General features: G+C 70.3%; 35 protein-coding genes. 4 read left to right on the top strand and 31 right to left on the bottom strand.

The window, feature by feature from the left end:
* Positions 1-111: 111 nt before the first annotated feature.
* A complete protein-coding gene (gene coaA, locus OG946_RS22660; protein ID WP_326797849.1) occupies positions 112-1086 on the top strand; it encodes a type I pantothenate kinase in 975 nt (324 codons plus the stop codon).
* Positions 1087-1165: 79 nt separating this feature from the next.
* Positions 1166-2152, top strand: coding sequence for a DUF389 domain-containing protein (locus tag OG946_RS22655; RefSeq protein ID WP_326797848.1), 987 nt, complete (start codon positions 1166-1168; stop codon positions 2150-2152).
* Positions 2153-2251: 99 nt separating this feature from the next.
* On the opposite strand, the gene glmM is transcribed toward OG946_RS22655, so the two are convergent.
* The 4 genes from glmM to OG946_RS22635 form a co-directional block, all read right to left on the bottom strand.
* Positions 2252-3616, bottom strand: coding sequence for a phosphoglucosamine mutase (gene glmM / locus OG946_RS22650; RefSeq protein ID WP_326797847.1), 1365 nt, complete (start codon positions 3614-3616; stop codon positions 2252-2254).
* A gap of 358 nt (positions 3617-3974) precedes the next feature.
* On the bottom strand, positions 3975-4472 hold the full coding sequence (rpsI, locus tag OG946_RS22645) for a 30S ribosomal protein S9 (RefSeq protein WP_326797846.1): 498 nt from the start codon (positions 4470-4472) through the stop codon (positions 3975-3977).
* A 42-nt stretch (positions 4473-4514) separates the two neighbouring features.
* Positions 4515-4958, bottom strand: a complete 444-nt coding sequence (gene rplM, locus OG946_RS22640; protein WP_027772201.1) for a 50S ribosomal protein L13 — start codon at positions 4956-4958, stop codon at positions 4515-4517.
* Positions 4959-5220: 262 nt separating this feature from the next.
* Positions 5221-6888 (bottom strand): ABC-F family ATP-binding cassette domain-containing protein, encoded by a 1668-nt coding sequence (locus OG946_RS22635; protein ID WP_326797845.1) that lies wholly within the window; start codon positions 6886-6888, stop codon positions 5221-5223.
* A 158-nt stretch (positions 6889-7046) separates the two neighbouring features.
* Between OG946_RS22635 and OG946_RS22630 the strand changes: the two genes are divergently transcribed.
* Together OG946_RS22630 and OG946_RS22625 are read left to right on the top strand one after the other, a co-directional pair.
* Positions 7047-7916: a hypothetical protein gene (locus OG946_RS22630; RefSeq protein ID WP_326797844.1), complete on the top strand. Its 870-nt coding sequence runs from the start codon at positions 7047-7049 to the stop codon at positions 7914-7916.
* An 85-nt stretch (positions 7917-8001) separates the two neighbouring features.
* The gene (locus tag OG946_RS22625; RefSeq protein ID WP_326797843.1) at positions 8002-8964 is read left to right on the top strand and encodes an NAD-dependent epimerase/dehydratase family protein; all 963 of its coding nucleotides are present in this window, start codon (positions 8002-8004) and stop codon (positions 8962-8964) included.
* Between the two features lie 66 nt (positions 8965-9030).
* Here OG946_RS22625 and OG946_RS22620 read toward each other — a convergent pair whose 3' ends face one another.
* From OG946_RS22620 to rplV, 27 genes are all read right to left on the bottom strand, one after another.
* A complete protein-coding gene (locus OG946_RS22620) occupies positions 9031-10719 on the bottom strand; it encodes a glycoside hydrolase family 3 protein (protein ID WP_326797842.1) in 1689 nt (562 codons plus the stop codon).
* 335 nt (positions 10720-11054) lie between these two features.
* Entirely contained in the window at positions 11055-11909 is an 855-nt protein-coding gene (gene truA / locus OG946_RS22615; RefSeq protein ID WP_326797841.1) for a tRNA pseudouridine(38-40) synthase TruA, read from the bottom strand.
* A gap of 75 nt (positions 11910-11984) precedes the next feature.
* The gene (gene rplQ / locus OG946_RS22610) at positions 11985-12545 is read right to left on the bottom strand and encodes a 50S ribosomal protein L17 (protein ID WP_326797840.1); all 561 of its coding nucleotides are present in this window, start codon (positions 12543-12545) and stop codon (positions 11985-11987) included.
* Positions 12546-12622: 77 nt separating this feature from the next.
* Entirely contained in the window at positions 12623-13645 is a 1023-nt protein-coding gene (locus OG946_RS22605; protein ID WP_018834822.1) for a DNA-directed RNA polymerase subunit alpha, read from the bottom strand.
* A 119-nt stretch (positions 13646-13764) separates the two neighbouring features.
* A complete protein-coding gene (gene rpsD / locus OG946_RS22600; protein ID WP_047017578.1) occupies positions 13765-14391 on the bottom strand; it encodes a 30S ribosomal protein S4 in 627 nt (208 codons plus the stop codon).
* Positions 14392-14418: 27 nt separating this feature from the next.
* Positions 14419-14823, bottom strand: coding sequence for a 30S ribosomal protein S11 (gene rpsK / locus OG946_RS22595; RefSeq protein WP_018834824.1), 405 nt, complete (start codon positions 14821-14823; stop codon positions 14419-14421).
* Positions 14824-14892: 69 nt separating this feature from the next.
* A complete protein-coding gene (gene rpsM / locus OG946_RS22590) occupies positions 14893-15273 on the bottom strand; it encodes a 30S ribosomal protein S13 (protein ID WP_027772208.1) in 381 nt (126 codons plus the stop codon).
* 196 nt (positions 15274-15469) lie between these two features.
* Positions 15470-15583 (bottom strand): 50S ribosomal protein L36, encoded by a 114-nt coding sequence (rpmJ, locus tag OG946_RS22585; protein WP_009740505.1) that lies wholly within the window; start codon positions 15581-15583, stop codon positions 15470-15472.
* 58 nt (positions 15584-15641) lie between these two features.
* Positions 15642-15863 (bottom strand): translation initiation factor IF-1, encoded by a 222-nt coding sequence (gene infA, locus OG946_RS22580; RefSeq protein ID WP_003948620.1) that lies wholly within the window; start codon positions 15861-15863, stop codon positions 15642-15644.
* Positions 15864-16039: 176 nt separating this feature from the next.
* On the bottom strand, positions 16040-16876 hold the full coding sequence (map, locus tag OG946_RS22575; RefSeq protein WP_326797839.1) for a type I methionyl aminopeptidase: 837 nt from the start codon (positions 16874-16876) through the stop codon (positions 16040-16042).
* Positions 16877-17131: 255 nt separating this feature from the next.
* Positions 17132-17800, bottom strand: a complete 669-nt coding sequence (locus OG946_RS22570; RefSeq protein ID WP_326797838.1) for an adenylate kinase — start codon at positions 17798-17800, stop codon at positions 17132-17134.
* Positions 17800-19113 (bottom strand): preprotein translocase subunit SecY, encoded by a 1314-nt coding sequence (gene secY / locus OG946_RS22565; protein ID WP_326797837.1) that lies wholly within the window; start codon positions 19111-19113, stop codon positions 17800-17802. Before secY ends, OG946_RS22570 begins: the two co-directional genes overlap by 1 nt.
* A 196-nt stretch (positions 19114-19309) precedes the next feature.
* A complete protein-coding gene (gene rplO, locus OG946_RS22560) occupies positions 19310-19780 on the bottom strand; it encodes a 50S ribosomal protein L15 (RefSeq protein ID WP_018834829.1) in 471 nt (156 codons plus the stop codon).
* Between the two features lies 1 nt (position 19781).
* On the bottom strand, positions 19782-19964 hold the full coding sequence (gene rpmD, locus OG946_RS22555; protein ID WP_027746238.1) for a 50S ribosomal protein L30: 183 nt from the start codon (positions 19962-19964) through the stop codon (positions 19782-19784).
* Entirely contained in the window at positions 19964-20566 is a 603-nt protein-coding gene (gene rpsE, locus OG946_RS22550) for a 30S ribosomal protein S5 (RefSeq protein WP_018834831.1), read from the bottom strand. Before rpsE ends, rpmD begins: the two co-directional genes overlap by 1 nt.
* Before the next feature lie 13 nt (positions 20567-20579).
* Positions 20580-20963: a 50S ribosomal protein L18 gene (rplR, locus tag OG946_RS22545; protein WP_326797836.1), complete on the bottom strand. Its 384-nt coding sequence runs from the start codon at positions 20961-20963 to the stop codon at positions 20580-20582.
* Positions 20964-20966: 3 nt separating this feature from the next.
* Positions 20967-21506 carry a 50S ribosomal protein L6 gene (gene rplF, locus OG946_RS22540; RefSeq protein WP_326797835.1) on the bottom strand — a complete coding sequence of 180 codons (540 nt, stop codon included), beginning with the start codon at positions 21504-21506 and terminating at the stop codon, positions 20967-20969.
* Positions 21507-21529: 23 nt separating this feature from the next.
* A complete protein-coding gene (gene rpsH / locus OG946_RS22535) occupies positions 21530-21928 on the bottom strand; it encodes a 30S ribosomal protein S8 (protein ID WP_018834834.1) in 399 nt (132 codons plus the stop codon).
* Positions 21929-22057: 129 nt separating this feature from the next.
* Entirely contained in the window at positions 22058-22243 is a 186-nt protein-coding gene (locus OG946_RS22530) for a type Z 30S ribosomal protein S14 (RefSeq protein ID WP_018834835.1), read from the bottom strand.
* A gap of 3 nt (positions 22244-22246) precedes the next feature.
* Complete coding sequence (rplE, locus tag OG946_RS22525) at positions 22247-22807, bottom strand: 50S ribosomal protein L5 (RefSeq protein ID WP_018834836.1); 561 nt, start codon at positions 22805-22807, stop codon at positions 22247-22249.
* A complete protein-coding gene (gene rplX / locus OG946_RS22520; protein ID WP_027754750.1) occupies positions 22807-23130 on the bottom strand; it encodes a 50S ribosomal protein L24 in 324 nt (107 codons plus the stop codon). Before rplX ends, rplE begins: the two co-directional genes overlap by 1 nt.
* A gap of 3 nt (positions 23131-23133) precedes the next feature.
* Entirely contained in the window at positions 23134-23502 is a 369-nt protein-coding gene (rplN, locus tag OG946_RS22515) for a 50S ribosomal protein L14 (RefSeq protein WP_018834838.1), read from the bottom strand.
* Positions 23503-23601: 99 nt separating this feature from the next.
* A complete protein-coding gene (gene rpsQ, locus OG946_RS22510; protein WP_101422272.1) occupies positions 23602-23889 on the bottom strand; it encodes a 30S ribosomal protein S17 in 288 nt (95 codons plus the stop codon).
* Entirely contained in the window at positions 23886-24113 is a 228-nt protein-coding gene (gene rpmC, locus OG946_RS22505; RefSeq protein WP_047017569.1) for a 50S ribosomal protein L29, read from the bottom strand. The genes rpsQ and rpmC overlap by 4 nt, the downstream gene beginning before the upstream one ends.
* A complete protein-coding gene (gene rplP, locus OG946_RS22500; protein ID WP_027754754.1) occupies positions 24113-24532 on the bottom strand; it encodes a 50S ribosomal protein L16 in 420 nt (139 codons plus the stop codon). Before rplP ends, rpmC begins: the two co-directional genes overlap by 1 nt.
* 4 nt (positions 24533-24536) lie before the next feature.
* The gene (gene rpsC / locus OG946_RS22495; RefSeq protein ID WP_326797834.1) at positions 24537-25388 is read right to left on the bottom strand and encodes a 30S ribosomal protein S3; all 852 of its coding nucleotides are present in this window, start codon (positions 25386-25388) and stop codon (positions 24537-24539) included.
* Positions 25388-25735, bottom strand: coding sequence for a 50S ribosomal protein L22 (rplV, locus tag OG946_RS22490; RefSeq protein ID WP_326797833.1), 348 nt, complete (start codon positions 25733-25735; stop codon positions 25388-25390). Before rplV ends, rpsC begins: the two co-directional genes overlap by 1 nt.
* Positions 25736-25753 lie beyond the last annotated feature (18 nt).

Raw genomic sequence — 25753 nt, 5'->3', positions numbered from 1 at the left:
CCCCCTAGATTCGAATGCGCATCCGGACCTTAACCCTCCGCCCGGCCCCGGCCTAGGGGTAGGGCACGCCCCGCCCGCGCGTCCCGCCGCACGCCCGCGCACAATGGCCCCGTGGCCTCGCCGACGAGCACGCACAGCCCCTCCCCGTACGTCGACCTCTCCCGCGCCGAGTGGAGCGCCCTGCGGGACCGGACCCCGCTGCCGCTGTCCGCGGCGGAGGTCGAGCGGCTGCGCGGCCTCGGCGACGTGATCGACCTCGACGAGGTGCGGGACGTCTACCTGCCCCTCTCCCGCCTGCTCAACCTCTACGTCGGCGCCACCCACGGCCTGCGGGACGCCGTCAACACCTTCCTCGGCGACCCCGGCGAGACCGCGGGCCCCCAGGCCGGCACCCCGTTCGTCATCGGCGTCGCCGGCAGCGTGGCCGTCGGCAAGTCGACCGTCGCGCGGCTGCTCCAGGCGCTGCTCGCGCGCTGGCCCGAGCACCCGCGCGTGGAACTCGTCACCACCGACGGGTTCCTGCTGCCCAACTCCGAGCTCGAAGCCCGCGGGCTGATGTCGCGCAAGGGCTTCCCCGAGTCGTACGACCGCCGCGCGCTGACCCGCTTCGTCGCCGACGTGAAGTCCGGGAAAGACGAGGTCACCGCGCCGGTCTACGACCACCTCACGTACGACATCGTCCCCGGCGAGCGGCTGAAGGTGCAGCGCCCCGACATACTCATCGTCGAGGGCCTCAACGTCCTCCAGCCCGCGCTCCCCGGCCGCGACGGCCGCACCCGCGTCACGCTCGCCGACTTCTTCGACTTCAGCGTGTACGTGGACGCCCGTATCGAGGACATCGAGCGCTGGTACGTCGAGCGGTTCCGCAAGCTGCGCGAGACGGCCTTCCAGAACCCGCTGTCGTACTTCCGCCGCTACGCCGAGGTGCCGGAGGCCGAGGCGATGGCGTACGGGAAACGCAACTGGCGCACCATCAACGAGCCCAACCTGCGCCAGAACATCGCCCCCACCCGCGGCCGCGCCACCCTCATCCTGCGCAAGGGCCCGGACCACAAGGTCCAGCGCCTCTCCCTGCGCAAGCTCTAGCGCTCTGGCGCGCGCTACGCGTCCCGCCGTCGGACGGTTGTACGGAATCCCGCCTCCCGGCACCCGCTAACCTCGGCGCATGCTGCACCTGCGGATCCAGTGCCCCGCCGCCCGTACCGCAGAGGTCGTCGGGCTCCTGCACAAGACCGTCGGCACCGCCCACCTCGCCGTGCTCCGCGGCGCCTCCCTCGACCCCGAGGGCGACGTCGTGCTGTGCGACATCGCCCGTGAGGCCGCCGACAAGCTGCTCCAGGAACTGCGCCTGCGCGGGCTGTACGACGAGGGGGCGGTCTGCGTCGACCATGTCGACCTGACGCTCTCGCGCCGCGCCGACCAGGCCGAGGAGGCCGCGCCGGGCGAGGCGGCGGACGCGGTGGTGTGGGAGTCGCTGGTCGAGGAGACGCACGAGGAGTCGACGCTGTCGCTCACGTACCTCGCCATGCTCGGCGTCGCCACGCTGCTCGCCGCCTGCGGCGTGATGATCGACAGCGCGATCCTCATCGTCGGGGCGATGGCGGTGGGGCCGGAGTTCGGTCCGGTGGCGGGGCTGTGCGTGGCGCTGGTGCAGTGGCGGCCGCGGCTGGTGGGGCGGACGCTGGTGGCGCTGCTCGCGGGGTTCGCGGCGGCGATGGCGCTGACCGTGGCCTTCAGCGTGATGATGGACACCTTCGGGCTGTTCACGGAGACGGATCTGGAAGCCGTTCGTCCGCAGACGGGGTTCATCTTCGCGCCGGACTGGTTCTCGTTCATCGTCGCGCTGCTGGCGGGGACGGCGGGCACGCTGTCGCTGACGTCGTCGAAGTCCGGGGCGCTGGTGGGCGTCGCGATCTCGGTGACGACGGTGCCGGCGGCGGCCAACGCGGCGGTCGCGGTCAGCTACGGCGACTGGGGGCAGGCGCGCGGCTCGTCCGAGCAGTTGCTGCTCAACCTGCTGGGCATCGTCGTCGCCGGGACGCTGACGCTGCTGGCGCAGAAGCTGTACTGGGCCTGGCACACGGAACAGACGCTCGGCCAGCACCTCCAGCAGACCCGGGCCGCGGCGCAGCAGCCGCAGCGGCGGCTCTGACGTCCGTACGCCGTACGGGGCGGGAGCCCAGCACGGCGCACGGCACCGGCACCGGCACCGGCACCGGCACCGGCACCGGCACCGGCAGCAACAACCGCCTCAGCCCAGCGCCGACTTCACCACGTCCGCCAGCTTCCCCGCCACCGACCGCGCCTGGTCGATGTCGGCCGCCTCCACCATGACCCGCACCACCGGCTCCGTACCGGACGAGCGCAGCAGCACCCGCCCCGTGGCGCCCAGCTCGCGCTCCGCCTCCAGGACGGCCTGGCGCAGCTCCGGGGCGCTGGCGACCCGGGACTTGTCGACGTCCCGCACGTTGATCAGCACCTGCGGCAGCCGGTCCATCACCGCCGCCAGTTCCGCCAGCGGCCGGCCGCTGGCGGCCACCCGGGAGGCGAGCAGCAGGCCGGTGAGCGTGCCGTCGCCGGTGGTGGCGTGGTCGAGGACGATGACGTGGCCGGACTGCTCGCCGCCGAGGGCGTAGCCGCCGCGCTTCATCTCCTCCAGCACGTAGCGGTCGCCGACCGCGGTCTGGATCAGGCCCACGCCCTCGCGCTCCAGCGCGAGCTTGAAGCCGAGGTTGGACATGACGGTGGCGACGACGGTGTTCTTGCGCAGCCGGCCGGCCTCGCGCAGCCCGAGGGCGAGGACGGCGAGGATCTGGTCGCCGTCGATCTCCTTGCCGGCGGCGTCGACGGCGAGGCAGCGGTCGGCGTCGCCGTCGTGGGCGATGCCGAGGTCGGCGCCGTGCTCGACGACGGCGGCGCTGAGCTGGTCGAGGTGGGTGGAGCCGTAGCCGTCGTTGATGTTGAGGCCGGTGGGTTCCGTGCCGATGGAGATCACCTCGGCGCCGGCCCGCTGGAACGCCTCCGGGGAGACGCGGGCGGCGGCGCCGTGGGCGCCGTCGACGACGACCTTGAGCCCGTCGAGGCGGTGCGGCAGGACGCCCAGCAGATGGGCGACGTAGCGGTCGAAGCCCTGCTCGTAGCGCTGGACGCGGCCGACACCGGCGCCGGTCGGACGCTCCCAGGGCTCGCCGCGCTCGTGCTTGTGGTAGAGCTCCTCGATCTCGTCTTCCAGCTCGTCGGAGAGCTTGTGGCCGCCGCGGGCGATGAACTTCACGCCGTTGTCGGGCATCGGGTTGTGGCTGGCGGAGAGCATCACACCGAGGTCGGCGTCGAGCGCGCCGGTGAGGTACGCGACCGCGGGGGTCGGCAGCACGCCGACGCGCAGCACGTCGACGCCCGCGCTGGCCAGTCCGGCGACGACGGCCGCCTCCAGGAACTCTCCGGACGCCCGTGGATCGCGCCCGACCACCGCCTTCGGGCGCTGGCCGGCCGGCTGGGCGGCGTCGGCGATGGCGAGCACGTGTGCCGCCGCCACGGACAGCCCGAGGGCCATCTCCGCGGTGAGGTCCGCGTTGGCGACGCCGCGCACGCCATCGGTGCCGAAGAGTCGTCCCACTGATCTCCTCCGAGTGCTCCCGAGTGCTCAATTCTGAGCGAGTATGTTCGGCTACGGACCGTTAAAAGTCCTCACGTGACCATACCCGCGGACCGTATGCCGACCATACAAGCGCGCCCCGGCGCCCTCCCGGATCTGTCTCCGGGGGCCGCCGGGGCGAGAAGCCGTCCGCAAACCCCCGTCTGCGACGCGACGCCTGGCACCGCACCTCGCTGCGTTGTCAGGATCGCCCAAATACGCCCGGTATGAGGGCGACCCTCCGCCTTGCGATGCACGGCACCAGACGCCGCGTCGCCCGCCCTGCGGGCGGACGACGGGGGTTTACGGACGGCTTCTGCGCACAGTAGCAGTACGATGATCAGCGCTTGCTGTACTGCGTTCCCTTACGGGCCTTCTTCAGACCGGCCTTCTTCCGCTCGACCGCGCGGTCGTCACGGGTCAGGAAGCCGGCCTTCTTCAGCGGGCCGCGGTTGTTGTCCGCGTCCGCCTCGTTGAGCGCACGGGCCACACCCAGACGCAGCGCGCCGGCCTGGCCGGAGATGCCGCCGCCGGCGATGCGGGCGACGACGTCGTAACGGTCGTCCAGCTCCAGCACCTTGAAGGGCTCGTTGACTTCCTGCTGGTGCACCTTGTTGGGGAAGTACCCCTCCAGGGTGCGGCCGTTGATCTTCCACTTGCCGGAGCCCGGGACGATGCGCACCCGGGCGATGGCGTTCTTGCGGCGCCCGGTGCCCGCGGCCGGCTGCGGTTCGCCGAAGCGCGCCGCGACGGACTCGGTGGTGTAGTCCTCGGCGGGCGTCTCGGTGGTGTACTCCTCGACGTCCTCGACGGGCGCCTCAGCGGTGGTCTCAGCCACGATTCTCCTCAGCTTCTCTGTCTCTAGGGGGTGTGGCCGGGACTACTGCGCGACCTGGGTGATCTCGTACGGGACCGGCTGCTGAGCGGCGTGCGGGTGCTCGGCACCGCGGTACACCTTCAGCTTGCTGAGCATCTGACGGCCCAGGGTGTTCTTGGGCAGCATGCCGCGGACGGCCTTCTCGACGGCCTTCTCCGGGTTCTTGTCCATCAGCTCGTCGTAGCGGACGGAGCGGAGACCGCCGGGGTAGCCGGAGTGGCGGTAGGCCAGCTTCTGGGTCCGCTTGTTGCCGGAGAGGTGCACCTTGTCGGCGTTGATGATGATGACGAAGTCACCAGCGTCGACGTGAGGCGCGTACACCGGCTTGTGCTTGCCACGCAGCAACTGGGCGACCTGGGAGGCCAGGCGGCCCAGAACGACGTCGGTGGCGTCGATGACGTGCCACTGACGCTGGACGTCGCCGGGCTTGGGGCTGTACGTACGCACGGTCGTAGCCTTCGCTTCTTCAGTGGGTGTTCTCTGACAAGGTCACCCGGAGATCACGGCAGCAGTAGACCGCGCCGGCGACGCAAACCGACGGTGATCGCTGATCAATCGTCCTGGTGGACCAGGCGTAACGGCCTCACGCGTGAGAACGAGCAGCCAATACGCACAACAATCCAGCAGAATACCGGGGCCCGCGCCACCAGGTCAAAACACCCCTGCCGCTCCCCCGGGCGCCGGCCCGCCCCCGTCGGGCCCCGGAAGATCAACGCCGCCGGGCCACCCGGCCCTCGTCCCAGACGGCCTCCGGCGTCTCCCGGACCCGGCCGTCCGCGCCGAAGAGCAGGAACCGGTCGAAGCTGCGCGCGAACCAGCGGTCGTGCGTCACCGCCAGCACCGTCCCCTCGTACGCCTCAAGCCCCTCCTGGAGCGCCTCCGCGCTCTCCAGGTCGAGGTTGTCCGTCGGCTCGTCGAGCAGCAGCGCCGTCGACCCCTCCAGCTCCAGCAGCAGGATCTGGAAACGGGCCTGCTGGCCGCCGGAAAGCCGGTCGAAGGGCTGCTCCGCCGCCCGGTCCAGCTCGTACCGCCGCAGGGCCGACATCGACGCGCCCTTGTCCTTCGCGTGGTCCTTCCACAGGATGTCCAGCAGCGTGCGCCCCTGCAGCTCCGGGTGCGCATGGGTCTGCGCGAAGTGCCCAGGCACCACGCGGGCGCCCAGCTTCCACGCCCCGCTGTGCGCCACTGCCTCTCCCGCGGGGCCCCCCGCCAGCAGCCGCAGGAAGTGCGACTTGCCCGAGCCGTTCGAGCCGAGCACCGCGACCCGCTCGCCGTAGAAGACCTCCAGCGAGAACGGGCTCATCAGCCCGCTCAGCTCCAGCTCCTCGCACGTGATCGCCCGCACCCCGGTCCGCCCGCCGCGCAGCCGCATCCGGATGTCCTGCTCCCGCGGCGGCGCCATCGGCGGGCCGGCCTCCTCGAACTTCCGCAGCCGCGTCTGCGCGGCCCGGTAGCGCGAGGCCATGTCGGAGTTGAACGCGGCCTTCTGCTTGTACATGATGACCAGCCGCTTGAGCTTCGCGTGCTCCTCGTCCCAGCGCCTGCGCAGCTCCTCGAACCGCTCGAAGCGCTCCTTGCGCGCCTGGTGGTACGTGCCGAAGCCGCCCCCGTGCACCCACACGTCGCTGCCCGCGGGGCCCGGCTCGACGCTGACGATCTTCTCCGCGCTGCGCGCCAGCAGCTCCCGGTCGTGGCTGACGAACAGCACCGTCTTCGGCGTCTCGCGGAGCTGCTGCTCCAGCCACAACTTGCCCGGCACGTCCAGATAGTTGTCCGGCTCGTCGAGCAGCAGCACCTCGTCCGTACCGCGCAGCAGCGCCTCCAGCACCAGCCGCTTCTGCTCGCCGCCCGACAACGTACGCACCTCGCGCCACTGGGCCCGCTCGTACGGCACGCCCAGGGCGGCCGTCGTGCACTTGTCCCACAGCGTCTCCGCCTCGTACCCCCGGGCCTCCGCCCAGTCGCTCAGCGCCTGCGCGTACGCGAGCTGGGCGCGCTCGTCGTCGCGCTCCATACTGTGCCTTTCCGGGGGAGCAGCCCCCCGAACCCCCAGCACCAACTCGGCCTCGTCGACCGCCGCGGCGGCCGTCCGGATCCGCGGCTGGGCGACGGAGACCAGCAGGTCACGGACCGTACGCTCGTCCCGCACCGAGCCGACGAACTGCGGCATCACGCCCAGCCCGCCGCCGGTCGAGATGCTGCCGCCGTGCGGCTGCAGCTCCCCGGCGAGCAGCCGCAGCAGGGTCGTCTTCCCCGCCCCGTTGGCCCCCACCAGCGCCACGGCTGCGCCCTCGCCGACGCGGAACGAGACGTCGCCGAGCAGCGGCCGCCCGTCCGGCAGGTAGTACTCCAGGTGCGCGGCCTCCAGGTGTCCCATACACCCCATCCTCGCGGCCCGCGGCGCCCCGGCGAAACGGGTTTTCCGCGCCGTACAGAACCCACACCGTCTCCCGTACGCCCCCGGACCGCCCCCGCGGCGCCCAACGCCCCCACGCCGCCGTCCGGGTGACGGTGGGCCCGGTTAAGATGCCCGCCATGAGCTTCGGGCAGGGGGGCGGCTACGGCAGCCCCGGGGGGCAGGGGCAGGGATCGGGCTTCGGTCCGCCGGGATCCGGCGGGCCCGCGCCCGACTGGAGCGCGCTCGCCGACTCCGCGGCCGCCGAGCGGCGCCGCAAGCGGCGGCTGATGACGATCGTCGGCGGGGCGCTGGCCACGGTCGTGATAGCCGGCGCCGTCGCCGCGGCGGTCGTCACCACCTCAGGCGGCGACGACGATCCGTCGAGCAGCGCCTCGGAGGACCGGATATCCGGCGCGGGGAGCGAGAGCGGCAAGGGCGACCCGTCGTTCTCCTCGGTGGCCCCGCCGCCGGACCCCAAGGAGTTCATCGCCTCCGCGGACAAGGACACGGCCCCGCTGACCGTCGACAGCTTCTTCCCCAACGCGAAGATCACCGTCAGCGGCCACACGTACGAACGCAGGGCCACCCACAGCACCCGCGACTGCGCCTCCGGCGCCTCCAGCAAGCTCGGCAAGATCCTCACCGCCAACGGCTGCGACCGGCTGCTGCGCGCCACGTTCACCCGCGAGGGCACCGCGGTCACCGTCGGCGTCGCCGCCTTCGCCGACGAGGGCCCGGCCGCCCGCACCGCCGAGCAGGCGAAGGGCAACCTGGAGTCGCTGCCCGGCCAGGGCGTCCCCGAGTTCTGCCGCGCCACCGCCTGCCGGCTGACGAGCAACACCCTCGGCCGCTACGCCTACTTCACCATCGCCGGCTACGCCGACGGCAAGGCCGTCACCGCCGACGACGCCCCGACGAGCGAGGCCGTACGGGACACCGGCGCGTACGTCTACCGCCGCATCATGGACCGCGGCCGGGAGCAGGCCCTGAAGTCAACCGAGCAGTAGCCCGGCCCGCCTTTCGGGTGGCGGACAGCCCCCGAACGGGGCAACCAGCGTGGTACGAGGGCGTGCGCGGTGGTCCGCTGGACCCATGAAGATCCTGGTCACCGGCGCCACGGGCGCCCTCGGCAGCCGACTCGTACCCCTGCTCACCGCGGCCGGACACACCGTCACCGGCACCACCACCAGCGAGGCGAAGACGGAGCGGCTGCGCGCGGCGGGCGCGGAGCCGGTCGTACTCGACGTGCTCGACGCGGCGGCCGTACGGGAAGCGGTGGCGGACGCCGCCCCCGAGGTGATCGTGCACGAGGCCACCGCCCTCTCCCAGCAGACCGGCCTGAGCGCCCGCGAACTCCGCAACCTCGACACCGTCTTCGCCACCACCAACCGGCTGCGCAGCGAGGGCACCGACAACCTGCTGGCGGCGGCCGCCGAGACCGGCACCCGCCGGTTCATCGCGCAGAGCTTCGCCGGCTGGCCGTACAAGCGCGAGGGCGGCCGGATCAAGACCGAGGAGGACCCGCTCGACAGCACCCCGCCCCCCGGCACCGAGAAGAGCCTGGGCGCCATGAAGCACCTGGAGGAGGCGGTCACCACCGCCCCCGGCATCGAGGGCATCGTCCTGCGCTACGGCGGCTTCTACGGCCCCGGCACGACGATCTACCCGGGCGGCGAGCAGGCGGAGATGGTGCGCAAGCGCCTCCTGCCGGTGGTGGGCCGCGGCGAGGGAGTGCTGTCGCTGATCCACATCGAAGACGCGGCGGCGGCGACGGCCGCGGCGGTGGAACGGGGCGCACCGGGCATCTACAACATCACGGACGACGACCCCGCGGCACAGAGGGAGTGGCTGCCGCGGCTGGCGGCGGCGATGGGCGCGCGGCCCCCGCGGCGGGTGCCGGTGTGGCTGGCGCGGCTGGCTGCGGGGAAGTGGGTGACGATGGTGATGACGGAAGGCCGGGGGGCGTCGAACGACAAGGCGAAGAGCGAGTTGGCGTGGCAGCCGGGGCACCCGACGTGGCGGGAGGGGTTCACGGAGGTGTTCGCGGCGAGGTAGGGGCGACGGGGGCGGGGGAACCCGCCCCCGTAGAAGACGGGAAAGACACCGCGGGCACCCCTCACTTCAGTAGGGCCGAAGCCCGTGCCCGTACCGGAACAGGGGCTTCGCCCCCGCCTCCCGGGACACCGCCCCGTCCGCCGCCCGGCGCGGCCAGGTGACCGGCAGCCGCCCGCTGAACCCGGCCCCGAAGAGCGCGTCCGTGATCCCGCGCGCCTCCGTCCCCGGCAGCCACGCCGCCACGAAGGCGTCCGTGCGCGCCAGGGCCTTCCCCAGCACCAGCGGCCGCCCGGAGTACAGGACGCCCACGCAGGTCTTCGTGCGCCCGCACACGTCGGCGAGATCGGCCTCGTTCCGCGCCCCCAGCGCCAGGGTCTCGGAGTCGCCGAACCACTCCGCGTACGGATCCTCGCCACCGACCCAGATCCCGACATCGCCGCGGCCCTCGGTCGCCACCTCGATGCCGGTGCCGGCGGTGGCGGCCCGCAGCGCCTGGACGAAGGTCGTCCCCCGCGTCGTCCGGCCCGTACCGCCCTGCCAGCCGACCGACCAGCCGCCGAGCTGCCGCCCCAGGTCGTCGGCGCCGTTGCCGCCGACGACGATGCGGTACGGGCCGCGCCGCGGCAGCGGCAGGGCGCCGCGCTCGTTGCGGAGCAGCACCTGCGAGGCCCGTACGGCCTGCCGCGCGACGGCGCGGTGCCGGGGGGAGCCGACGGCGGCGGTACGGGCGGGGGCGGTGAAGGGGCGGTCGAAGAGCCCGAGGCGGTCCTTGGCCGCGAGGATGCGGCCTACGGCGTCGTCCACGCGCTGCCGGGGGATGTCCCCGCGGCGGACGCCGCCGACGAGGGCGCGGTGCACGCCGCGGTAGTCCCTGGAGACCATGACCATGTCGATTCCGGCGTTGACGGCGCGCGCGACCTGGGCGGCGAGGTCCTTGCCGGGGAGCTGCTGCACGGCGTCGTAGTCGCTGACGACGAAGCCGCGGAAGCCGAGTTCGCCCTTGAGCAAGCCGGTGAGGAGGCGCCGGTCGCCGTGGGTCTTCGTGCCGTGGACGCTGCTGTAGCTGGCCATGACGGAGCCGACGCCGGCGGCGATGGCGTCGCGGTACGGGGCGAGGTGGACGCGGCGCAGCTCCTTTTCTGTGACCCGTACGTCGCCCTGGTCGAGGAGCCGGCCTTCGCCGGTGGCGGTGCCGTAGGCGGTGGCGCCGTCGCCGAGGAAGTGCTTGGCGGTGGCGAGCACGGAACGGGGGCCGAGGGCGGCCCCCTGGAACCCGCGCACGGAGGCGGCGCCCAGCTTCCCCACGAGGGCGGGATCCTCGGCGTACCCCTCGTACGTACGCCCCCACCGCACGTCCTGCGGCACGCACACGCACGGCGTGAACGCCCACCGCACCCCGGCGCCGAGCGTCTCGTCCCGCGCGACGCGCTCGGTGCGGCGGACGAGGGCGGGGTCGCGGGTGGCGCCCATACCGATGTGGTGCGGGAAGATCACGGACCCGGTGGTACCGCTCATGCCGTGCACGGCGTCGGCCCCGTAGAGCAACGGAATGCGCAGCCTGCTGCGCAGGGCGGCCCGCTGATACCCGTCGACCATCCGGGCCCAGGCGGCGGCGTCGCTGCCCCCGCCGCGGGGCCCGCCGTCGTCACCGGCGCTGAGCATGGCGCCGATGCCGAGACGGGTGAGGTCGCGGGGGTCGCCGAGGAAGGCGTTCTGCACCTGGATCATCTGCCCGGCCTTCTCGGCGAGGGTCATGTGGCGCAGACAGTCGACACCGCGGCAGTGGGCACGGGGCCGGGCGTCAGGGGCGGGGTCGGGGGAGGAGGGGGCGGCACAGGCGGCGAGGAGAAGAAGGCAACAGAAACCGGCAAGAAAACGCATCCCCCCACCCAACCCATGCCGGGAGCACCCGAGGCCCAGGCACACGGGGCTGGGGGCGCGGGTCACCCGGCGGAGGGGCGGAGGGCGGGCTCAGGGATGGCGGCGGGGCTTGGGACGCCGTGGGCGCAGCCGGACGGGCGAGGGAGCACGCAGGGGCCCGGGGGCCGAGCCCTCGGGTTCGGGAAGGGGCGGGGTCGGGGAACAACCCCCTAGTCGGCGCCCAGGGTGCGGAGGCGGCGGGAGGCTGTGTTGCGGGCTGCCAGGGCCTCGTCCGGCGGATAGCCCACCTCCTCCAGCGTCAGCCCGTGCGGACGCACGACCTGCACCGCCGAGTCCCGTACCGCTGCCCCCAGCACCCGTCCCACCCACTCCGGCTCCCGGTGCCCGTCGCCGACGAAAAGCATCGCGCCGACCAGCGCCCGCACCATGTTGTGGCAGAAGGCGTCCGCCTTGACCGTCGCCTCCAGCACCCCGTCTGCCCGCCGCGACCACCGCAGGTCCAGCAGCCGCCGGATCGTCGTCGCCCCCTCCCGGCGCTTGCAGAAGGCCGCGAAGTCGTGTTCCCCGAGCAGCAGCTCCGCCGCCGCGTTCATCGCGGCCACGTCCAGCGGCCGGTTGTGCCACAGCACGTGGCCGCGCAGCAGCGGGTCGACGCCGCCGGGGTCGTCGCCGACGCGGTACGCGTAGCGGCGCCAGATCGCCGAGAACCGGGCGTTGAAGTGCGGCGGTGCGGCGGTCACCCGCCAGACCCGGACATCGTGCGGCAGCCGCCCCGCCAGCCGCCTCAGCAGCAGTTCTCCCCGCTCCCCCTGCCCCGCCCACACCGACTCCGGCAGGTCGACGTGCGCCACCTGCCCCCGCGCGTGCACCCCCGCGTCCGTACGGCCCGCCACCGTCAGCTCGTACGGCGCGGGCGCCCGCAGGACGACGCGCAGCGCCGTCTCCAGCTCCTCCTGCACGGTCCGCTGACCCTCGCGCTGCCGCGCCCAGCCGGAGAAGCCGCTCCCGTCGTACGACAGGTCCAGCCGCACCCGTACGAAGCCGGCCGCCACCTCGTCACTCACTGCCCTGTTCCTCTCAGCGCGACGGGCCCGCTCCCCCGGAGGGAAACGGGCCCGTCGTCATGCACGAAACGCGTGTCAGGCGTCCTTGGCGTCCTTGCCCTCAGCGGACTCGGCAGCCTCGCCGGCCTCGGCCTCAGCGGCCTCGGCCTCGGTGGCGTCCGCCGCCTCGGGGGCCTCCGCGTCCTTCTTCAGACCGGCCGCCGCCTCCTCGCCCGCCACGTCCTTCGCGGAGCGCTTCGTCGCCGCCTCGGCCTCGCCGACCGCCTCCTGCTGCACGGTCAGCGCCTCGACCAGCTCGATCACCGCCATCTTGGCGTTGTCGCCGCGACGGTTGCCGATCTTGGTGATCCGGGTGTAGCCGCCCGGGCGGTTGTCGTACCGCGGACCGATCTCGGTGAACAGCGTGTGCACCACGCTCTTGTCCGAGATGAGCTGCATGACCTGGCGGCGGTTGTGAAGGTCGCCCTTCTTCGCCTTGGTCACCAGCCGCTCGGCGTACGGACGCAGCCTGCGGGCCTTGGCCTCGGTCGTGGTGATGCGACCGTGCTCGAAGAGAGCGGTGGCCAGGTTCCGCAGCATGGCGCGCTCGTGCGCCGCGCCGCCGCCCAGTCGGGCGCCCTTGGTGGGCTTCGGCATGGTGTTTCTCCTTTACCGCACCGGCCGTGTCAGGTACCGGTGATCGGGGTCCGGGGGGCGTCGCGCCCCCCGGGACGTCAGTACTGCTCGGTCTCGACGAAGCCGGCGTCGGCGTCGTCGTCGGCGCCGAAGGTGTCGGCGGCCGAGGTGGGGTCGAATCCGGGCGGGCTGTCCTTCAGGGCCAGGCCCATGCCGGCCAGCTTCGCCTTGACCTCGTCGATCGACTTGGCGCCGAAGTTGCGGATGTCGAGGAGGTCCGCCTCGGAGCGGGCCACGAGCTCGCCCACCGAGTGGATGCCCTCGCGCTTGAGGCAGTTGTACGAGCGGACCGTGAGCTCCAGCTCCTCGATCGGCAGCGCCAGATCCGCGGCCAGGGCGGCGTCCGTGGGGGACGGGCCCATGTCGATGCCCTCGGCGTCGATGTTCAGCTCACGGGCCAGGCCGAAGAGCTCGACCAGGGTCTTGCCGGCGGAGGCCACCGCGTCGCGGGGGCGCATGCACGGCTTGGACTCGATGTCGACGATCAGCTTGTCGAAGTCCGTGCGCTGCTCGACACGGGTCGCCTCGACCTTGTAGCTGACCTTGAGGACCGGCGAGTAGATGGAGTCGACCGGGATCCGGCCGATCTCCTGGCCGACCTGCTTGTTCTGCACGGCGGAGACGTAGCCGCGGCCGCGCTCGACGGTCAGCTCCATCTCCAGCTTGCCCTTGCCGTTGAGCGTGGCCAGGACCAGGTCCGGGTTGTGCACCTCGACGCCGGCCGGCGGGGCGATGTCGGCGGCGGTCACCACGCCCGGGCCCTGCTTGCGCAGGTACATCACGACGGGCTCGTCGTGCTCGGAGGAGATGACGAGCTGCTTGATGTTGAGGATGAGGTCGGTGACGTCCTCCTTGACGCCCGGCACGGTGGTGAACTCGTGCAGAACGCCGTCGATCCGGATGTTGGTGACGGCGGCACCCGGGATCGAGGAGAGGAGCGTACGGCGGAGGGAGTTGCCGAGGGTGTAGCCGAAGCCGGGCTCCAGCGGCTCGATGACGAACCGGGAGCGGTACTCCTCGACGACCTCTTCGGTGAGAGAGGGACGCTGAGCGATCAGCATGTGTGTGTTCCTTCAGTCGTGGGCGCCCGCTATTTGACGCCCGCTGTACCGACCAGGGTACGGGCGGCACGACGCAAACGCGCCATACCGCCCGTACCTGCGAGCTTCCGCCCGAAGGGTTACTTCGAGTAGAGCTCGACGATGAGCTGCTCCTGCACCTGGGTGTCGATCACCTGGCGCTCGGGCAGGCTGTGCACGAGGATCCGCAGCTTCGACGGGATCGCCTCCAGCCAGGCCGGGACGGTCCTGTCGCCGGCCTCCGCCTGCGCCACCGCGAAGGGGGTCAGGTTCCTGGAGGACTCGCGGACCTCGATGATGTCGCTCGGCACGACGCGGGCCGACGGGATGTCGGTCTTGCGCCCGTTCACCGTGATGTGGCCGTGCCGGACGAGCTGGCGGGCGTGGTCGCGGGACTTGGCGAAGCCGGCCCGGTAGACCACGTTGTCCAGCCGCGTTTCGAGGATGCGCAGCAGGTTCTCACCGGTCTTGCCGGACTGCCGGTTGGCCTCGTTGTAGTAACCGCGGAACTGCTTCTCCAGCACCCCGTAGATGCGCGCGCACTTCTGCTTCTCGCGCTTCTGCAGCAGGTACTCGCTGTCCTTGGTGCGCCCGCGCCCGTGCTCACCCGGGGGGTAAGGACGGATCTCGATCGGGCACTTAGCGCTCTCGCACTTGGCTCCCTTGAGGAAGAGCTTCTGCTTCTCCCGACGGCAACGCTTGCAGTCGGCCCCGGTGTAACGCGCCATGTCTTGTCGTCTCCTACTTCGCTTTTCTCAGACCCGGCGGCGCTTCGGCGGGCGGCAGCCGTTGTGCGGGGTGGGGGTGACGTCCTGGATGGACCCGACCTCGAGGCCGGTGGCCTGGAGGGAGCGGATCGCGGTCTCACGGCCGGAGCCGGGACCCTTCACGAAGACGTCGACCTTGCGCATGCCGTGCTCCTGAGCACGACGGGCGGCGGACTCGGCGGCCATCTGGGCGGCGAAGGGCGTCGACTTGCGCGAGCCCTTGAAGCCGACATGGCCGGCGGAGGCCCACGAGATCACGTTCCCGGACGGGTCGGTGATCGAGATGATCGTGTTGTTGAACGTGCTCTTGATGTGAGCGTGGCCATGGGCCACGTTCTTCTTTTCCTTGCGGCGGACCTTCTTGGCCCCGGCCGCTCGGCTCTTCGGAGGCATTCGGTGTTATCTCCCGTGGAGGTGGTCGGTCCTGCAGCGATGCGGGCGCACGGAGCGGACCGCTGCGGACTACTTCTTGCCCGGCTTCTTCTTGCCGGCGATGGCGCGACGCGGGCCCTTGCGGGTGCGGGCGTTGGTGGAGGTGCGCTGACCGTGGACGGGCAGTCCGCGGCGGTGCCGCAGGCCCTGGTAGCAGCCGATCTCGACCTTGCGCCGGATGTCCGCCTGGATCTCCCGGCGGAGGTCACCCTCGGTCCTGAGGTTGTTGTCCACGAACTCGCGGATCTTGACGAGCTCTTCCTCGGTCAGATCACGGACGCGGGTGTCGGGGTTCACCCCGGTCGCGGCCAGCGTCTGCTGGGAGAGCGTCCGGCCGATGCCGAACACGTAGGTGAGGGCGACCTCCACGCGCTTCTCGCGCGGAATGTCGACACCTGCAACGCGTGCCATTGAAGGCTCCTGTGTCTGGTCGGAGGTCTTCCGCAGCACCGTTCCCGTATTTCGCTACGAGCCGGGTCCCCGGCCTCCGAGCCGGGGGTTTCGTCCCACACACATTCGTGGGGGTCGGGTGACTGCTTCTTTACTTGTTCGCTTGTTGCGTCGCGCGATGAGCTGCGAGCGGTGCGAGGCGATGGGTCGGTGTACGTCAGCCCTGGCGCTGCTTGTGGCGCAGGTTTTCGCAGATGACCATGACCCGGCCGTGGCGGCGGATCACCTTGCACTTGTCGCAGATCTTCTTGACGCTCGGCTTGACCTTCATGTGTCTGGAGGTTCTCCGGGTCGGTGCCCCGCCCCACGGGAGCGGGACGAAGCAAGATCTACTTGTAGCGGTAGACGATCCGTCCGCGCGTCAGGTCGTACGGAGACAGCTCCACCACGACCCTGTCGTCGGGAAGGATACGGATGTAGTGCATCCGCATCTTGCCGCTGATGTGCGCGAGGACCTGGTGCCCGTTCTGGAGCTCCACCTTGAACATCGCGTTCGGCAGAGACTCGACGACGGTGCCCTCGATCTCGATGGCCCCTTGTTTTTTGGCCATGCTTGAGCGCTTCACCTTCCGGATTCGGCTACCTGGATGGTCCTGGGCACACGGGTGCACGGGGACCGACGAGTCAGTCTACGCGACCGCACCAGAAAGGCGAAATCGGGAGTGTGCCCGCTCCGCAAGATCATTAAGCGCGTGGCGAACCGGGCGCCCCCGCGTGCGCCGCGGCCTCAGTCCAGCGGGTCCGGGGCCGCCGTGATCCCGTACGCCGCGAGCTTCTCGCGGCCGCCGTCCGGAGCCGTCAGCACCAGCGGGCCGGCCTCGGTGAGGGCCACGGAGTGCTCCCAGTGGCTCGACCAGCTTCCGTCGTCCGTCTTGACCGTCCACTCGTCGGCCAGCACGTGCGTGCGCGGGGTGCCGAGGCTGACCATCGGCTCGATCGCGATGCAGAAGCCCGGGACGAGCTTGGGGCCGCGGCCGCGGCGCCTGTCGACGTAGTTCAGCAGGTGCGGGTCCATGTGCATCTGCGAGCCGATGCCGTGGCCGCCGTAGTCCTCGACGATGCCGTACTTGCCGGCGGCCGGACGCGGCTGGCGGCGGATGTAGCCCTCGATGGCCGCGGAGATGTCCACCAGCCGGTTGCCCTTGCGGACGGCCGCGATGCCAGCCCACATGGACTCCTCGGTCACCCGGCTCAGCTCGTGCAGCTCCGCCTTGTGCCCGGAGCCGACGAAGGCGGTGATGGCGGCGTCCGCGTGCCAGCCGTCGACGATGGCGCCGGCGTCGATGGAGATCACGTCGCCCTCGCGGAGCACGGTCTCGCGGTCGGGGATGCCGTGGACGACGACGTCGTTGACCGAGGTGCAGATGTTGCCGGGGAAGCCCCCGTACCCCAGGAAGTTCGGCTTGGCGCCGTGGTCGGCGAGGACCTTGGCGGCGATCTCGTCGAGGTCCTTCGTGGTGGCCCCGGGAACGGCGGCGGCGGCGCACGCCTGGTGCATGGCCGCGACGACGAGGCCGGCGGCCCGCATCTTCGCGATCTGTTCCGGGGTCTTGATCTCCACCATGACGGCTGCTGCCTCCTGGGCCGGCGAGGGACGTCTCCCCCGTCCACGATACGTGCCCGCCGCGGGCCGCCGGTCGGGGCCCGGTGCGGTGGGCGTAGAAGGGTCGTACAGGGGTCGTACGGGCCCGTGGCGCAAGGATCGTACGCCCAGCCGGCCACGGGCCGTGCAGGGGCCCGTACGGCCGTGGAACCGCGTCAGCCGGCCCCCGCGGGCGGGCGGGGACCGGCTGGGTGTTCCGCGGCTGCTACAGGCGGCTCAGGACCGGTCTGCCGGCACCTCGCCCGGCAGCGCCTCCATCGCCCGCCGGGTGACCTCGGCGACCGAGCCGAGCGCCGAGATCGTCGTCACCAGGCCCTGGGCCTTGAAGTAGTCGATGATCGGCTCGGTCTCCTCGTGGTAGACCTCCAGCCGGCGCCGGACCGTGTCCTCGTTGTCGTCGTCGCGCTGGTACAGCTCGCCGCCGCAGATGTCGCACACGCCCTCGCGCTCCGGCGGGGAGTACGTGACGTGGAAGACGTGGCTGCTGTCGTTCCGGCAGATCCGCCGGCCGGCGATGCGCTTGACGACCTCGTCCTCCGGCACCTCCAGGTCGAGCACGGCGTCCAGCTCAAGACCGGCCTCCTTCAGCAGCCCGTCGAGCGACACCGCCTGCGCCACGTTCCGCGGGAAACCGTCCAGCAGGAAGCCGCCGGCAGCGTCGGGCTGCTCCATGCGGTCCCAGGCCATCCCCACGGTTACCTCGTCCGGAACCAGGTTGCCCGCCTCCATGTACGCCTTCGCCTGGCGGCCCAGCTCCGTGCCCTTGCTGATGTTGGCACGGAAGAGGTCACCGGTGGAGACGTGCGGAATGGACAGGTTCTTGGCGAGCAGGGCGGCCTGCGTGCCCTTGCCCGCACCGGGAGGCCCGACGAGGACGATTCGCATCAGCGGAGGAACCCTTCGTAGTGATGCTGCTGCAGCTTGCTCTCGATCTGCTTCACCGTCTCAAGCCCGACACCCACGATGATGAGGATGCTCGTGCCGCCGAAGGGGAAGTTCTGGTTCGCGTTGAACAGCACCAACGCCACTGTCGGTACCAGCGCGATCAGACCCAGATAGAGCGAGCCCGGCCAGGTGATCCTGTTGAGCACGTAACTCAGGTACTCCGCGGTGGGACGGCCGGCCCGGATGCCCGGGATGAAGCCACCGTACTTCTTCATGTTGTCGGCGACTTCCTCGGGGTTGAACGTGATGGCCACGTAGAAGAACGCGAAGAACACGATCATGAGGAAGTACGTGAGGATGTACACGGGGTGATCACCGGTGACGAAGTTCTTCTCGACCCATTGCGCCGCGCCCGAGTTGGAACCGGTGAACTGGACCACCAGGGCGGGGATGTAGAGCAGCGAGGACGCGAAGATCACCGGGATGACGCCCGCCTGGTTGACCTTCAGCGGGATGTACGTCGAGGTGCCGCCGTAGGAACGGCGCCCGATCATGCGCTTCGCGTACTGCACGGGGATGCGGCGCTGCGCCTGCTCGACGAAGACCACCAGGCCGACCATCGCCAGGCCGAGCGCGATGACGACGATGAACTCGCCCCAGCCGTCGATGATCTTGCCGGACTGCTTGATGTTCCACAGGGCGCCGGGGAAGCCGGCGGCGATCGAGATGAACATCAGCATCGACATGCCGTTGCCGATGCCGCGGTCGGTGATCAGCTCGCCGAGCCACATGACCATCGCCGTACCGGCGGTCATGCAGATCACCATCGTGATGATGATGAAGATCGAGTCGTCGGGAATGATCTGGTCGTTGACCTGACACTGCGGGAAGAGCGAGCCGCTGCGCGCCGTGGCGACCAGACCGGTGCCCTGCAGAATCGCGAGGGCGACGGTCAGGTAGCGCGTGTACTGTGTGATCTTCGCGGTGCCGGACTGGCCCTCCTTCTTCAGGGCCTCCAGCCGCGGGATCACCACCGTCAGCAGCTGCAGGATGATGCTCGCCGTGATGTACGGCATGATCCCCAGCGCGAAGATGGTGATCTGCAGGAGGGCCCCACCGCTGAACATGTTGACCAGGCCGAACAGGCCCTGGTTGGCGTTGGCCTCGTCCATGCATTGCTGCACGGCCTGGTAGTCGGTTCCGGGGACGGGAACCTGCGCACCGAGCCGGTAGATCACGATGATGCCCAGCACGAACAGCAGCTTCTTGCGCAGGTCGGGTGTCTTGAACGCCCGGGCGAACGCGGTGAGCACGGTGCCTCCTGCGGCCCCCATGCTTGATCACGGGGGCTGACGGGTCATTTGTTCAGCGGATGGTCGGTAGACGTCCCACGCAGGCGTACGCCCACATGGGTAGGGACAGTGCACGCCACCTTACCGGGGGGTGCGGCTGCCGTGGAACGACCAACCGGGGATGCCCATGCGGGACATCCCCGGTTGCTCGTCACACTCAGACGCGCTCGGTGACCGAGCCGCCGGCGGCGGTGATCTTCTCGCGGGCGGAGCCGGAGACCTTGTCGACGGCCACCTGCAGCGCCACGGAGACGTCCCCGTTGCCCAGCACCTTCACGAGCTCGTTCTTGCGCACCGCGCCCTTGGCGACCAGATCGGCCACCGTGACCTCGCCACCCTCGGGGTAGAGCTCGGCCAGCTTGTCCAGGTTCACCACCTGGTACACCTTGCGGGCGGGGTTCTTGAAGCCCTTGAGCTTCGGCAGCCGCATGTGCAGCGGCATCTGCCCGCCCTCGAAGCGCTCCGGCACCTGGTAGCGGGCCTTGGTGCCCTTGGTGCCGCGGCCCGCGGTCTTGCCCTTGGACGCCTCGCCTCGACCCACACGGGTCTTCGGCTTCTTGGCGCCCGGGGCCGGCCGCAGGTTGTGGATCTTCAGCGGCTTCTGCTCCGCCGCGTCCTGGACGGCCATGTCAGTCGACCTCCTCGACCGTCACCAGGTGGCGGACGGTGTGCACCATGCCGCGCACCTGGGGACTGTCATCGCGGACCACGCTGTCGTTCAGCCGGCGCAGGCCGAGCGTCCGCAGCGTGTCCCGGTGGTTCTGCTTGCTCCCGATGTAGGACTTGCTCTGGGTGATCTTCAGCTGTGCCATCAGCCGTTCACCCCAGCGCGGGCGCGCAGCATTGCGGCGGGCGCCACGTCCTCCAGCGGCAGGCCACGGCGGGCGGCGATCTCCTCGGGGCGCTGCAGGCCCTTCAGTGCGGCCGTCGTGGCGTGCACGATGTTGATCGGGTTGGACGAGCCGAGCGACTTGCTCAGCACGTCGTGGATGCCCGCGCACTCCAGCACGGCACGCACCGGGCCACCGGCGATCACACCGGTACCGGGCGACGCCGGCTTCAGCAGCACGACACCCGCGGCCTCCTCACCCTGGATCGGGTGCGGGATGGTGCCCTGGATCCGGGGGACCTTGAAGAAGTGCTTCTTGGCCTCCTCGACACCCTTGGCGATGGCGGCCGGCACCTCCTTGGCCTTCCCGTACCCGACACCCACGGTGCCGTCACCGTCGCCCACCACGACCAGCGCGGTGAAGCTGAAGCGACGACCACCCTTCACTACCTTGGCGACTCGGTTGATCGCGACAACGCGCTCAACATACGCGGTCTTGTCGGCGGCGTTGCCGCCGTCCCGGCCCTTCCGGTCCCGCCGCTCGCCGCCGCCGGCGCCGCCACCGCGGCGCTGGGGTCCAGCCATTGGACTTCCTCTCTCAGAACTTCAGCCCGGCATCGCGGGCGGCGTCGGCCAGAGCGGCGATGCGCCCGGCGTACTTGTTGCCACCGCGGTCGAACACCACGGCGTCGACTCCGGCGGCCCTCGCCCGCTCGGCGACCAGCGCGCCGACCTGCTTGGCCTGCGCCGTCTTGTCGCCCTCGGCGCCGCGGATGGACGTGTCCATCGAGGAGGCCGAGGCCACCGTGTGGCCGGCGATGTCGTCGACGACCTGCGCGACCATGTGGCGGTTCGAGCGGGTCACGACCAGGCGCGGGCGGTCCGGCGTACCGGAGATCTTCTTCCGCACGCGGATGTGCCGGCGCTTGACGGCGGCCGCCTTGCGGGCACTGCCCTTGGCGATCTTCACACCGTATGCCATGGCTTACTTACCCGCCTTTCCGACCTTGCGCTGGATGTACTCGCCCTCGTACTTGACGCCCTTGGCCTTGTACGGGTCGGGCTTGCGCAGCTTGCGGATCTTCGCGGCGACCTCGCCGACCTTCTGCTTGTCGATGCCCTCGACGCTGAAGTGCGTCGGGTTCTCGACCTTGAAGGTGATGCCCTCGGGGGCCTCGATGAGGATCGGGTGGCTGTAGCCCAGCGCGAACTCCAGGTTGGAGCCCTTCGCCTGGACGCGGTAGCCGACCCCGCTGATCTCCAGCTTCTTCATGTAGCCCTGGGTCACACCGGTGACCATGTTCGCCACCAGGGTGCGCGACAGGCCGTGCAGCGCCCGGCTCTTGCGCTCGTCGTTCGGGCGGCTGACGACGATCGTGCCGTCGTCGCCACGGGCGACGTCGATGGGCGCAGCGACGGTGTGCGAGAGGGAGCCCTTGGGGCCCTTCACGTTGACCGTACGGCCATCGATGGTGACGTCCACGCCGGCGGGAACCTGGATGGGCAGCTTGCCAATACGCGACATGGCTTTACCTCCGTTCCCTTCCGTTACCAGACGTAGGCGAGGACTTCCCCGCCCACGCCCTTCTTGCCTGCCTGCTTGTCGGTGAGCAGCCCGTGGGAGGTGGAGATGATCGCCACGCCCAGGCCGCCGAGCACCTTCGGCAGGTTGGTGGACTTTGCGTAGACCCGCAGACCCGGCTTCGAGATCCGCTTGATACCCGCGATCGAGCGCTCGCGGTTCGGGCCGTACTTCAGCTCCAGGACGAGGCTCTGGCCCACCCGGGCCTCCTCGGTCTTCCAGCCGCTGATGTAGCCCTCCTGCTGGAGGATCTCCGCGATGTGCGTCTTGATCTTGCTGTGCGGCATCGTCACGGTGTCGTGGTACGCCGAGTTCGCGTTCCGCAGACGGGTCAGCATGTCTGCGATCGGATCGGTCATGGTCATGTGATGGCCTTCGGCCTCTCTCGCCGCGGTTTCCTGTCTGCACCGTCCCTCTCCCTCGGTACGAGGACGGGTGTGGTGCGGGGACCTACGGCGTAGTAGTCGGTCAAAGCGTCCCGGTGATCCGGCGGATCACCAGGAGCTCTTGGTCACGCCCGGCAGCTCGCCCCGGTGCGCCATCTCACGCAGGCACACGCGGCACAGGCCGAACTTGCGGTACACGGAGTGCGGACGGCCGCAGCGCTGGCAGCGCGTGTAACCGCGCACCTTGAACTTCGGCTTACGGCCGGCCTTCGCGATCAGGGCCTTCTTTGCCACGGCTCATGCCTCCTTGAACGGGAAGCCGAGGAGACGAAGCAGGGCGCGGCCCTCGTCGTCGTTGCTCGCCGTGGTGACCACGGTGATGTCCATGCCCCGGACCCGGTCGATCTTGTCAGGGTCGATCTCGTGGAACATGACCTGCTCCGTGAGACCGAAGGTGTAGTTGCCCCGGCCGTCGAACTGCTTCGGCGACAGGCCGCGGAAGTCGCGGATGCGCGGCAGCGCGAGCGACAGCAGCCGGTCGAGGAACTCCCACATCCGGTCGCCGCGGAGCGTGACGTGGGCGCCGATCGGCATGCCCTCGCGCAGCTTGAACTGCGCGATGGACTTCCGGGCCTTGGTCACGGACGGCTTCTGGCCGGTGATCGTGGCGAGGTCCTTGATGGCACCCTCGATCAGCTTGGAGTCGCGGGCGGCATCGCCCACGCCCATGTTGACCACGATCTTGGTCAGGCCGGGGATCTGCATGACGTTCTCGTACGAGAACTCGTCCTTCAGCTTGGCCTGGATCTCGTCCCGGTAGCGCTGCTTGAGGCGCGGGACGGTGGTGGTGGCAGTCATCAGATGTCCTCACCCGTCCGCTTGGCAACGCGGATCTTGTTGCCCTCGTCGTCGAAGCGGTAGCCGACCCGGGTCACGACCTTCTGGCCGTCCTTCTCCACCACCAGCTGAACGTTGCTGACGTGAATCGGGGCCTCGGTCGTGATGATCCCGCCGGTCTTGGACCCGCGGGCCGTCTGGCCGGCCTTGGTGTGCTTCTTGACCCGGTTGACACCCTCGACCAGGACGCGGTCCTCGCGCGGGAAGGCCGCGATGACCTTGCCCTGCTTGCCCCTGTCCTTGCCGGTGATGACCTGAACCAGGTCGCCCTTCTTGATCTTCATGTGCTACAGCACCTCCGGCGCGAGCGAGATGATCTTCATGAACCTCTTCTCGCGCAGCTCACGGCCGACCGGGCCGAAGATACGGGTGCCGCGGGGGTCGCCGTCGGCCTTGAGGATGACGGCGGCGTTCTCGTCGAAGCGGATGTACGAACCGTCCGGCCGGCGGCGCTCCTTGACGGTGCGCACGACGACCGCCTTGACGACGTCGCCCTTCTTGACGTTGCCACCCGGGATCGCATCCTTGACGGTGGCGACGACCACGTCACCGATACCCGCGTAGCGGCGGCCCGATCCGCCGAGCACACGGATGCAAAGAATCTCCTTTGCACCCGTGTTGTCGGCGACCTTGAGTCGCGACTCCTGCTGGATCACGTCTATCTCCTGATCGTCTGCCGGTTCCCGGCGGGACCCGTGGTAGCGGGGACCCGCCGAGCCTGGCGGAACCGTCCTGGGGGCTCCCCCCAGGAATACTTACTTGGCCTTCTCGAGGATCTCGACGACGCGCCAGCGCTTGGTCGCCGACAGCGGCCGGGTCTCCATGAGGAGGACGCGGTCGCCGACGCCGCAGGCGTTCTGCTCGTCGTGCGCCTTGAGCTTGTTGGTACGGCGGATGACCTTGCCGTACAGCGCGTGCTTGACGCGGTCCTCGACGGCGACGACGACGGTCTTGTCCATCTTGTCGCTGACGACGAGACCCTCACGGGTCTTGCGGAAGCCGCGTTCGGTCTTGGTCTCTTCGGTCACATTCGTCTCGCTCATGAGGCGCTCTCCACCGTGTCGATGCCGAGCTCGCGCTCGCGCATCAGGGTGTAGATCCGGGCGATGTCCTTGCGGACGGCCTTCAGCCGGCCGTGGTTCTCGAGCTGTCCGGTCGCCGCCTGGAAGCGGAGGTTGAACAGCTCTTCCTTGGCCTCGCGCAGCTTCTCCACGAGGTCATCGTTGGAGAGCTCACGCAGCTCGGTCGCCTTGGTACCGGCGGCCATCACGACTCACCACCCTCGCGCCGGACGATCCGGCACTTCATCGGAAGCTTGTGAGCCGCGCGGGTCAGCGCCTCACGAGCGGTCTTCTCGTTCGGGTACGACAGCTCGAACATCACGCGCCCGGGCTTGACGTTCGCGACCCACCACTCCGGCGAGCCCTTGCCGGAGCCCATGCGGGTCTCGGCGGGCTTCTTCGTCAGCGGGCGGTCCGGGTAGATGTTGATCCACACCTTGCCGCCACGCTTGATGTGCCGCGTCATGGCGATACGCGCGGCCTCGATCTGCCGGTTGGTGACGTACGCGGCCGTGGCGGCCTGGATGCCGTAGTCGCCGAACGCCAGCTCGGTGCCGCCCTTGGCGAGACCGCGGCGCTTCGGGTGGTGCTGCTTGCGGTGCTTGACCCTGCGAGGGATGAGCATGGGGTCAGCCCTCCGTTCCAGTGCTTTCGGCAGCGGCGGGAGCGGCGGTGCTCGCGGCCTCGGCCCGGGGGGCCTCGGCAGCCGGAGCCTGCTGCTGCTCGCGCTGCGGACGACGGCCGCGGCCACCGCGCTCACCACCGCGACGCGGACGGTCGCCACCGCCGCCACCGCCACCGCGGGACGGGCGGTTGCCGGCGCGGGCCGCGGCGTTCTCGGCGCGGACCTCGGCGATGTTCTTCACGTCGCCCTTGTAGATCCAGACCTTCACGCCGATGCGGCCGAAGGTCGTACGGGCCTCGAAGAAGCCGTAGTCGACGTTGGCGCGCAGGGTGTGCAGGGGCACACGGCCCTCACGGTAGAACTCCGAGCGGGACATCTCGGCGCCGCCGAGCCGCCCGCCGCACTGGATCTTGATGCCCTTCGCGCCCGCCTTCATCGAGGACTGCATGCTCTTGCGCATGGCCCGGCGGAAGGAGACACGCGAGGAGAGCTGCTCGGCGACGGCCTGGGCCACGAGCTGCGCGTCGGTCTCGGGGTTCTTCACCTCAAGGATGTTGAGCTGCACCTGCTTGCCGGTGAGCTTCTCCAGCTCCCCGCGGATGCGGTCGGCCTCCGCGCCGCGGCGGCCGATGACGATGCCCGGCCGGGCGGTGTGGATGTCGACGCGGACGCGGTCACGGGTGCGCTCGATCTCCACCTTGGAGATGCCGGCGCGCTCCATGCCCTTCGTCATCATCCGGCGGATGGCGACGTCTTCCTTGATGTAGTCCTTGTACAGCTTGTCGGCATACCAGCGCGACTTGAAGTCGGTGGTGATGCCAAGCCGGAACCCGTGCGGGTTTACCTTCTGGCCCATTACCGGGTCCCTTCCTTGCTGCCGACGACCAGCGTGATGTGGCTGGTGCGCTTGCGGATCCGGTACGCCCGGCCCTGCGCGCGAGGCCGGAACCGCTTCCAGGTCGGGCCCTCGTCGACGTACGCCTCCTTGACGATGAGGCTGTCGGCGTCGGTGTGGTCGTAGTTGTGCGCCGCGTTGGCGATGGCGCTGTCCAGCACCTTGCCGACGGGCACGCTCGCGGCCTGCGGGGCGAAACGCAGGACCGCCTGAGCCTCCGTGGCATTCATGCCACGGATGAGGTCCACCACACGGCGGGCCTTCATGGGCGTGACGCGCACATAGCGCGCGGAGGCCCTGGCTTCCATGGTTGTCCCTTCGGTGTG

Source organism: Streptomyces sp. NBC_01808, assembly GCF_035917395.1.
In the GTDB taxonomy this organism is placed as follows: Bacteria; Actinomycetota; Actinomycetes; order Streptomycetales; family Streptomycetaceae; genus Streptomyces.
Note: the sequence above shows the minus strand (reverse complement) of the source record. Positions and strands in the feature narration are given on the sequence as shown.

Coding starts and splice junctions, on each gene's coding strand:
- OG946_RS22655 (WP_326797848.1), top strand. CDS start 1,166: ATGCTGCACCTGCGGATCCAGTGCCCCGCCGCCCGTACCGCAGAGGTC.
- OG946_RS22635 (WP_326797845.1), bottom strand. CDS start 6,888: ATGGGACACCTGGAGGCCGCGCACCTGGAGTACTACCTGCCGGACGGG.
- OG946_RS22630 (WP_326797844.1), top strand. CDS start 7,047: ATGAGCTTCGGGCAGGGGGGCGGCTACGGCAGCCCCGGGGGGCAGGGG.
- OG946_RS22625 (WP_326797843.1), top strand. CDS start 8,002: ATGAAGATCCTGGTCACCGGCGCCACGGGCGCCCTCGGCAGCCGACTC.
- OG946_RS22620 (WP_326797842.1), bottom strand. CDS start 10,719: ATGACCCTCGCCGAGAAGGCCGGGCAGATGATCCAGGTGCAGAACGCC.
- rplQ (WP_326797840.1), bottom strand. CDS start 12,545: ATGCCGAAGCCCACCAAGGGCGCCCGACTGGGCGGCGGCGCGGCGCAC.
- OG946_RS22605 (WP_018834822.1), bottom strand. CDS start 13,645: ATGCTGATCGCTCAGCGTCCCTCTCTCACCGAAGAGGTCGTCGAGGAG.
- rpsD (WP_047017578.1), bottom strand. CDS start 14,391: ATGGCGCGTTACACCGGGGCCGACTGCAAGCGTTGCCGTCGGGAGAAG.
- rpsK (WP_018834824.1), bottom strand. CDS start 14,823: ATGCCTCCGAAGAGCCGAGCGGCCGGGGCCAAGAAGGTCCGCCGCAAG.
- rpsM (WP_027772208.1), bottom strand. CDS start 15,273: ATGGCACGCGTTGCAGGTGTCGACATTCCGCGCGAGAAGCGCGTGGAG.
- rpmJ (WP_009740505.1), bottom strand. CDS start 15,583: ATGAAGGTCAAGCCGAGCGTCAAGAAGATCTGCGACAAGTGCAAGGTG.
- infA (WP_003948620.1), bottom strand. CDS start 15,863: ATGGCCAAAAAACAAGGGGCCATCGAGATCGAGGGCACCGTCGTCGAG.
- map (WP_326797839.1), bottom strand. CDS start 16,876: ATGGTGGAGATCAAGACCCCGGAACAGATCGCGAAGATGCGGGCCGCC.
- OG946_RS22570 (WP_326797838.1), bottom strand. CDS start 17,800: ATGCGAATCGTCCTCGTCGGGCCTCCCGGTGCGGGCAAGGGCACGCAG.
- rplO (WP_018834829.1), bottom strand. CDS start 19,780: ATGGCCGTCCAGGACGCGGCGGAGCAGAAGCCGCTGAAGATCCACAAC.
- rpmD (WP_027746238.1), bottom strand. CDS start 19,964: ATGGCACAGCTGAAGATCACCCAGAGCAAGTCCTACATCGGGAGCAAG.
- rpsE (WP_018834831.1), bottom strand. CDS start 20,566: ATGGCTGGACCCCAGCGCCGCGGTGGCGGCGCCGGCGGCGGCGAGCGG.
- rplR (WP_326797836.1), bottom strand. CDS start 20,963: ATGGCATACGGTGTGAAGATCGCCAAGGGCAGTGCCCGCAAGGCGGCC.
- rplF (WP_326797835.1), bottom strand. CDS start 21,506: ATGTCGCGTATTGGCAAGCTGCCCATCCAGGTTCCCGCCGGCGTGGAC.
- rpsH (WP_018834834.1), bottom strand. CDS start 21,928: ATGACCATGACCGATCCGATCGCAGACATGCTGACCCGTCTGCGGAAC.
- rplE (WP_018834836.1), bottom strand. CDS start 22,807: ATGACTGCCACCACCACCGTCCCGCGCCTCAAGCAGCGCTACCGGGAC.
- rplX (WP_027754750.1), bottom strand. CDS start 23,130: ATGAAGATCAAGAAGGGCGACCTGGTTCAGGTCATCACCGGCAAGGAC.
- rpsQ (WP_101422272.1), bottom strand. CDS start 23,889: ATGAGCGAGACGAATGTGACCGAAGAGACCAAGACCGAACGCGGCTTC.
- rpmC (WP_047017569.1), bottom strand. CDS start 24,113: ATGGCCGCCGGTACCAAGGCGACCGAGCTGCGTGAGCTCTCCAACGAT.
- rplP (WP_027754754.1), bottom strand. CDS start 24,532: ATGCTCATCCCTCGCAGGGTCAAGCACCGCAAGCAGCACCACCCGAAG.
- rpsC (WP_326797834.1), bottom strand. CDS start 25,388: ATGGGCCAGAAGGTAAACCCGCACGGGTTCCGGCTTGGCATCACCACC.
- rplV (WP_326797833.1), bottom strand. CDS start 25,735: ATGGAAGCCAGGGCCTCCGCGCGCTATGTGCGCGTCACGCCCATGAAG.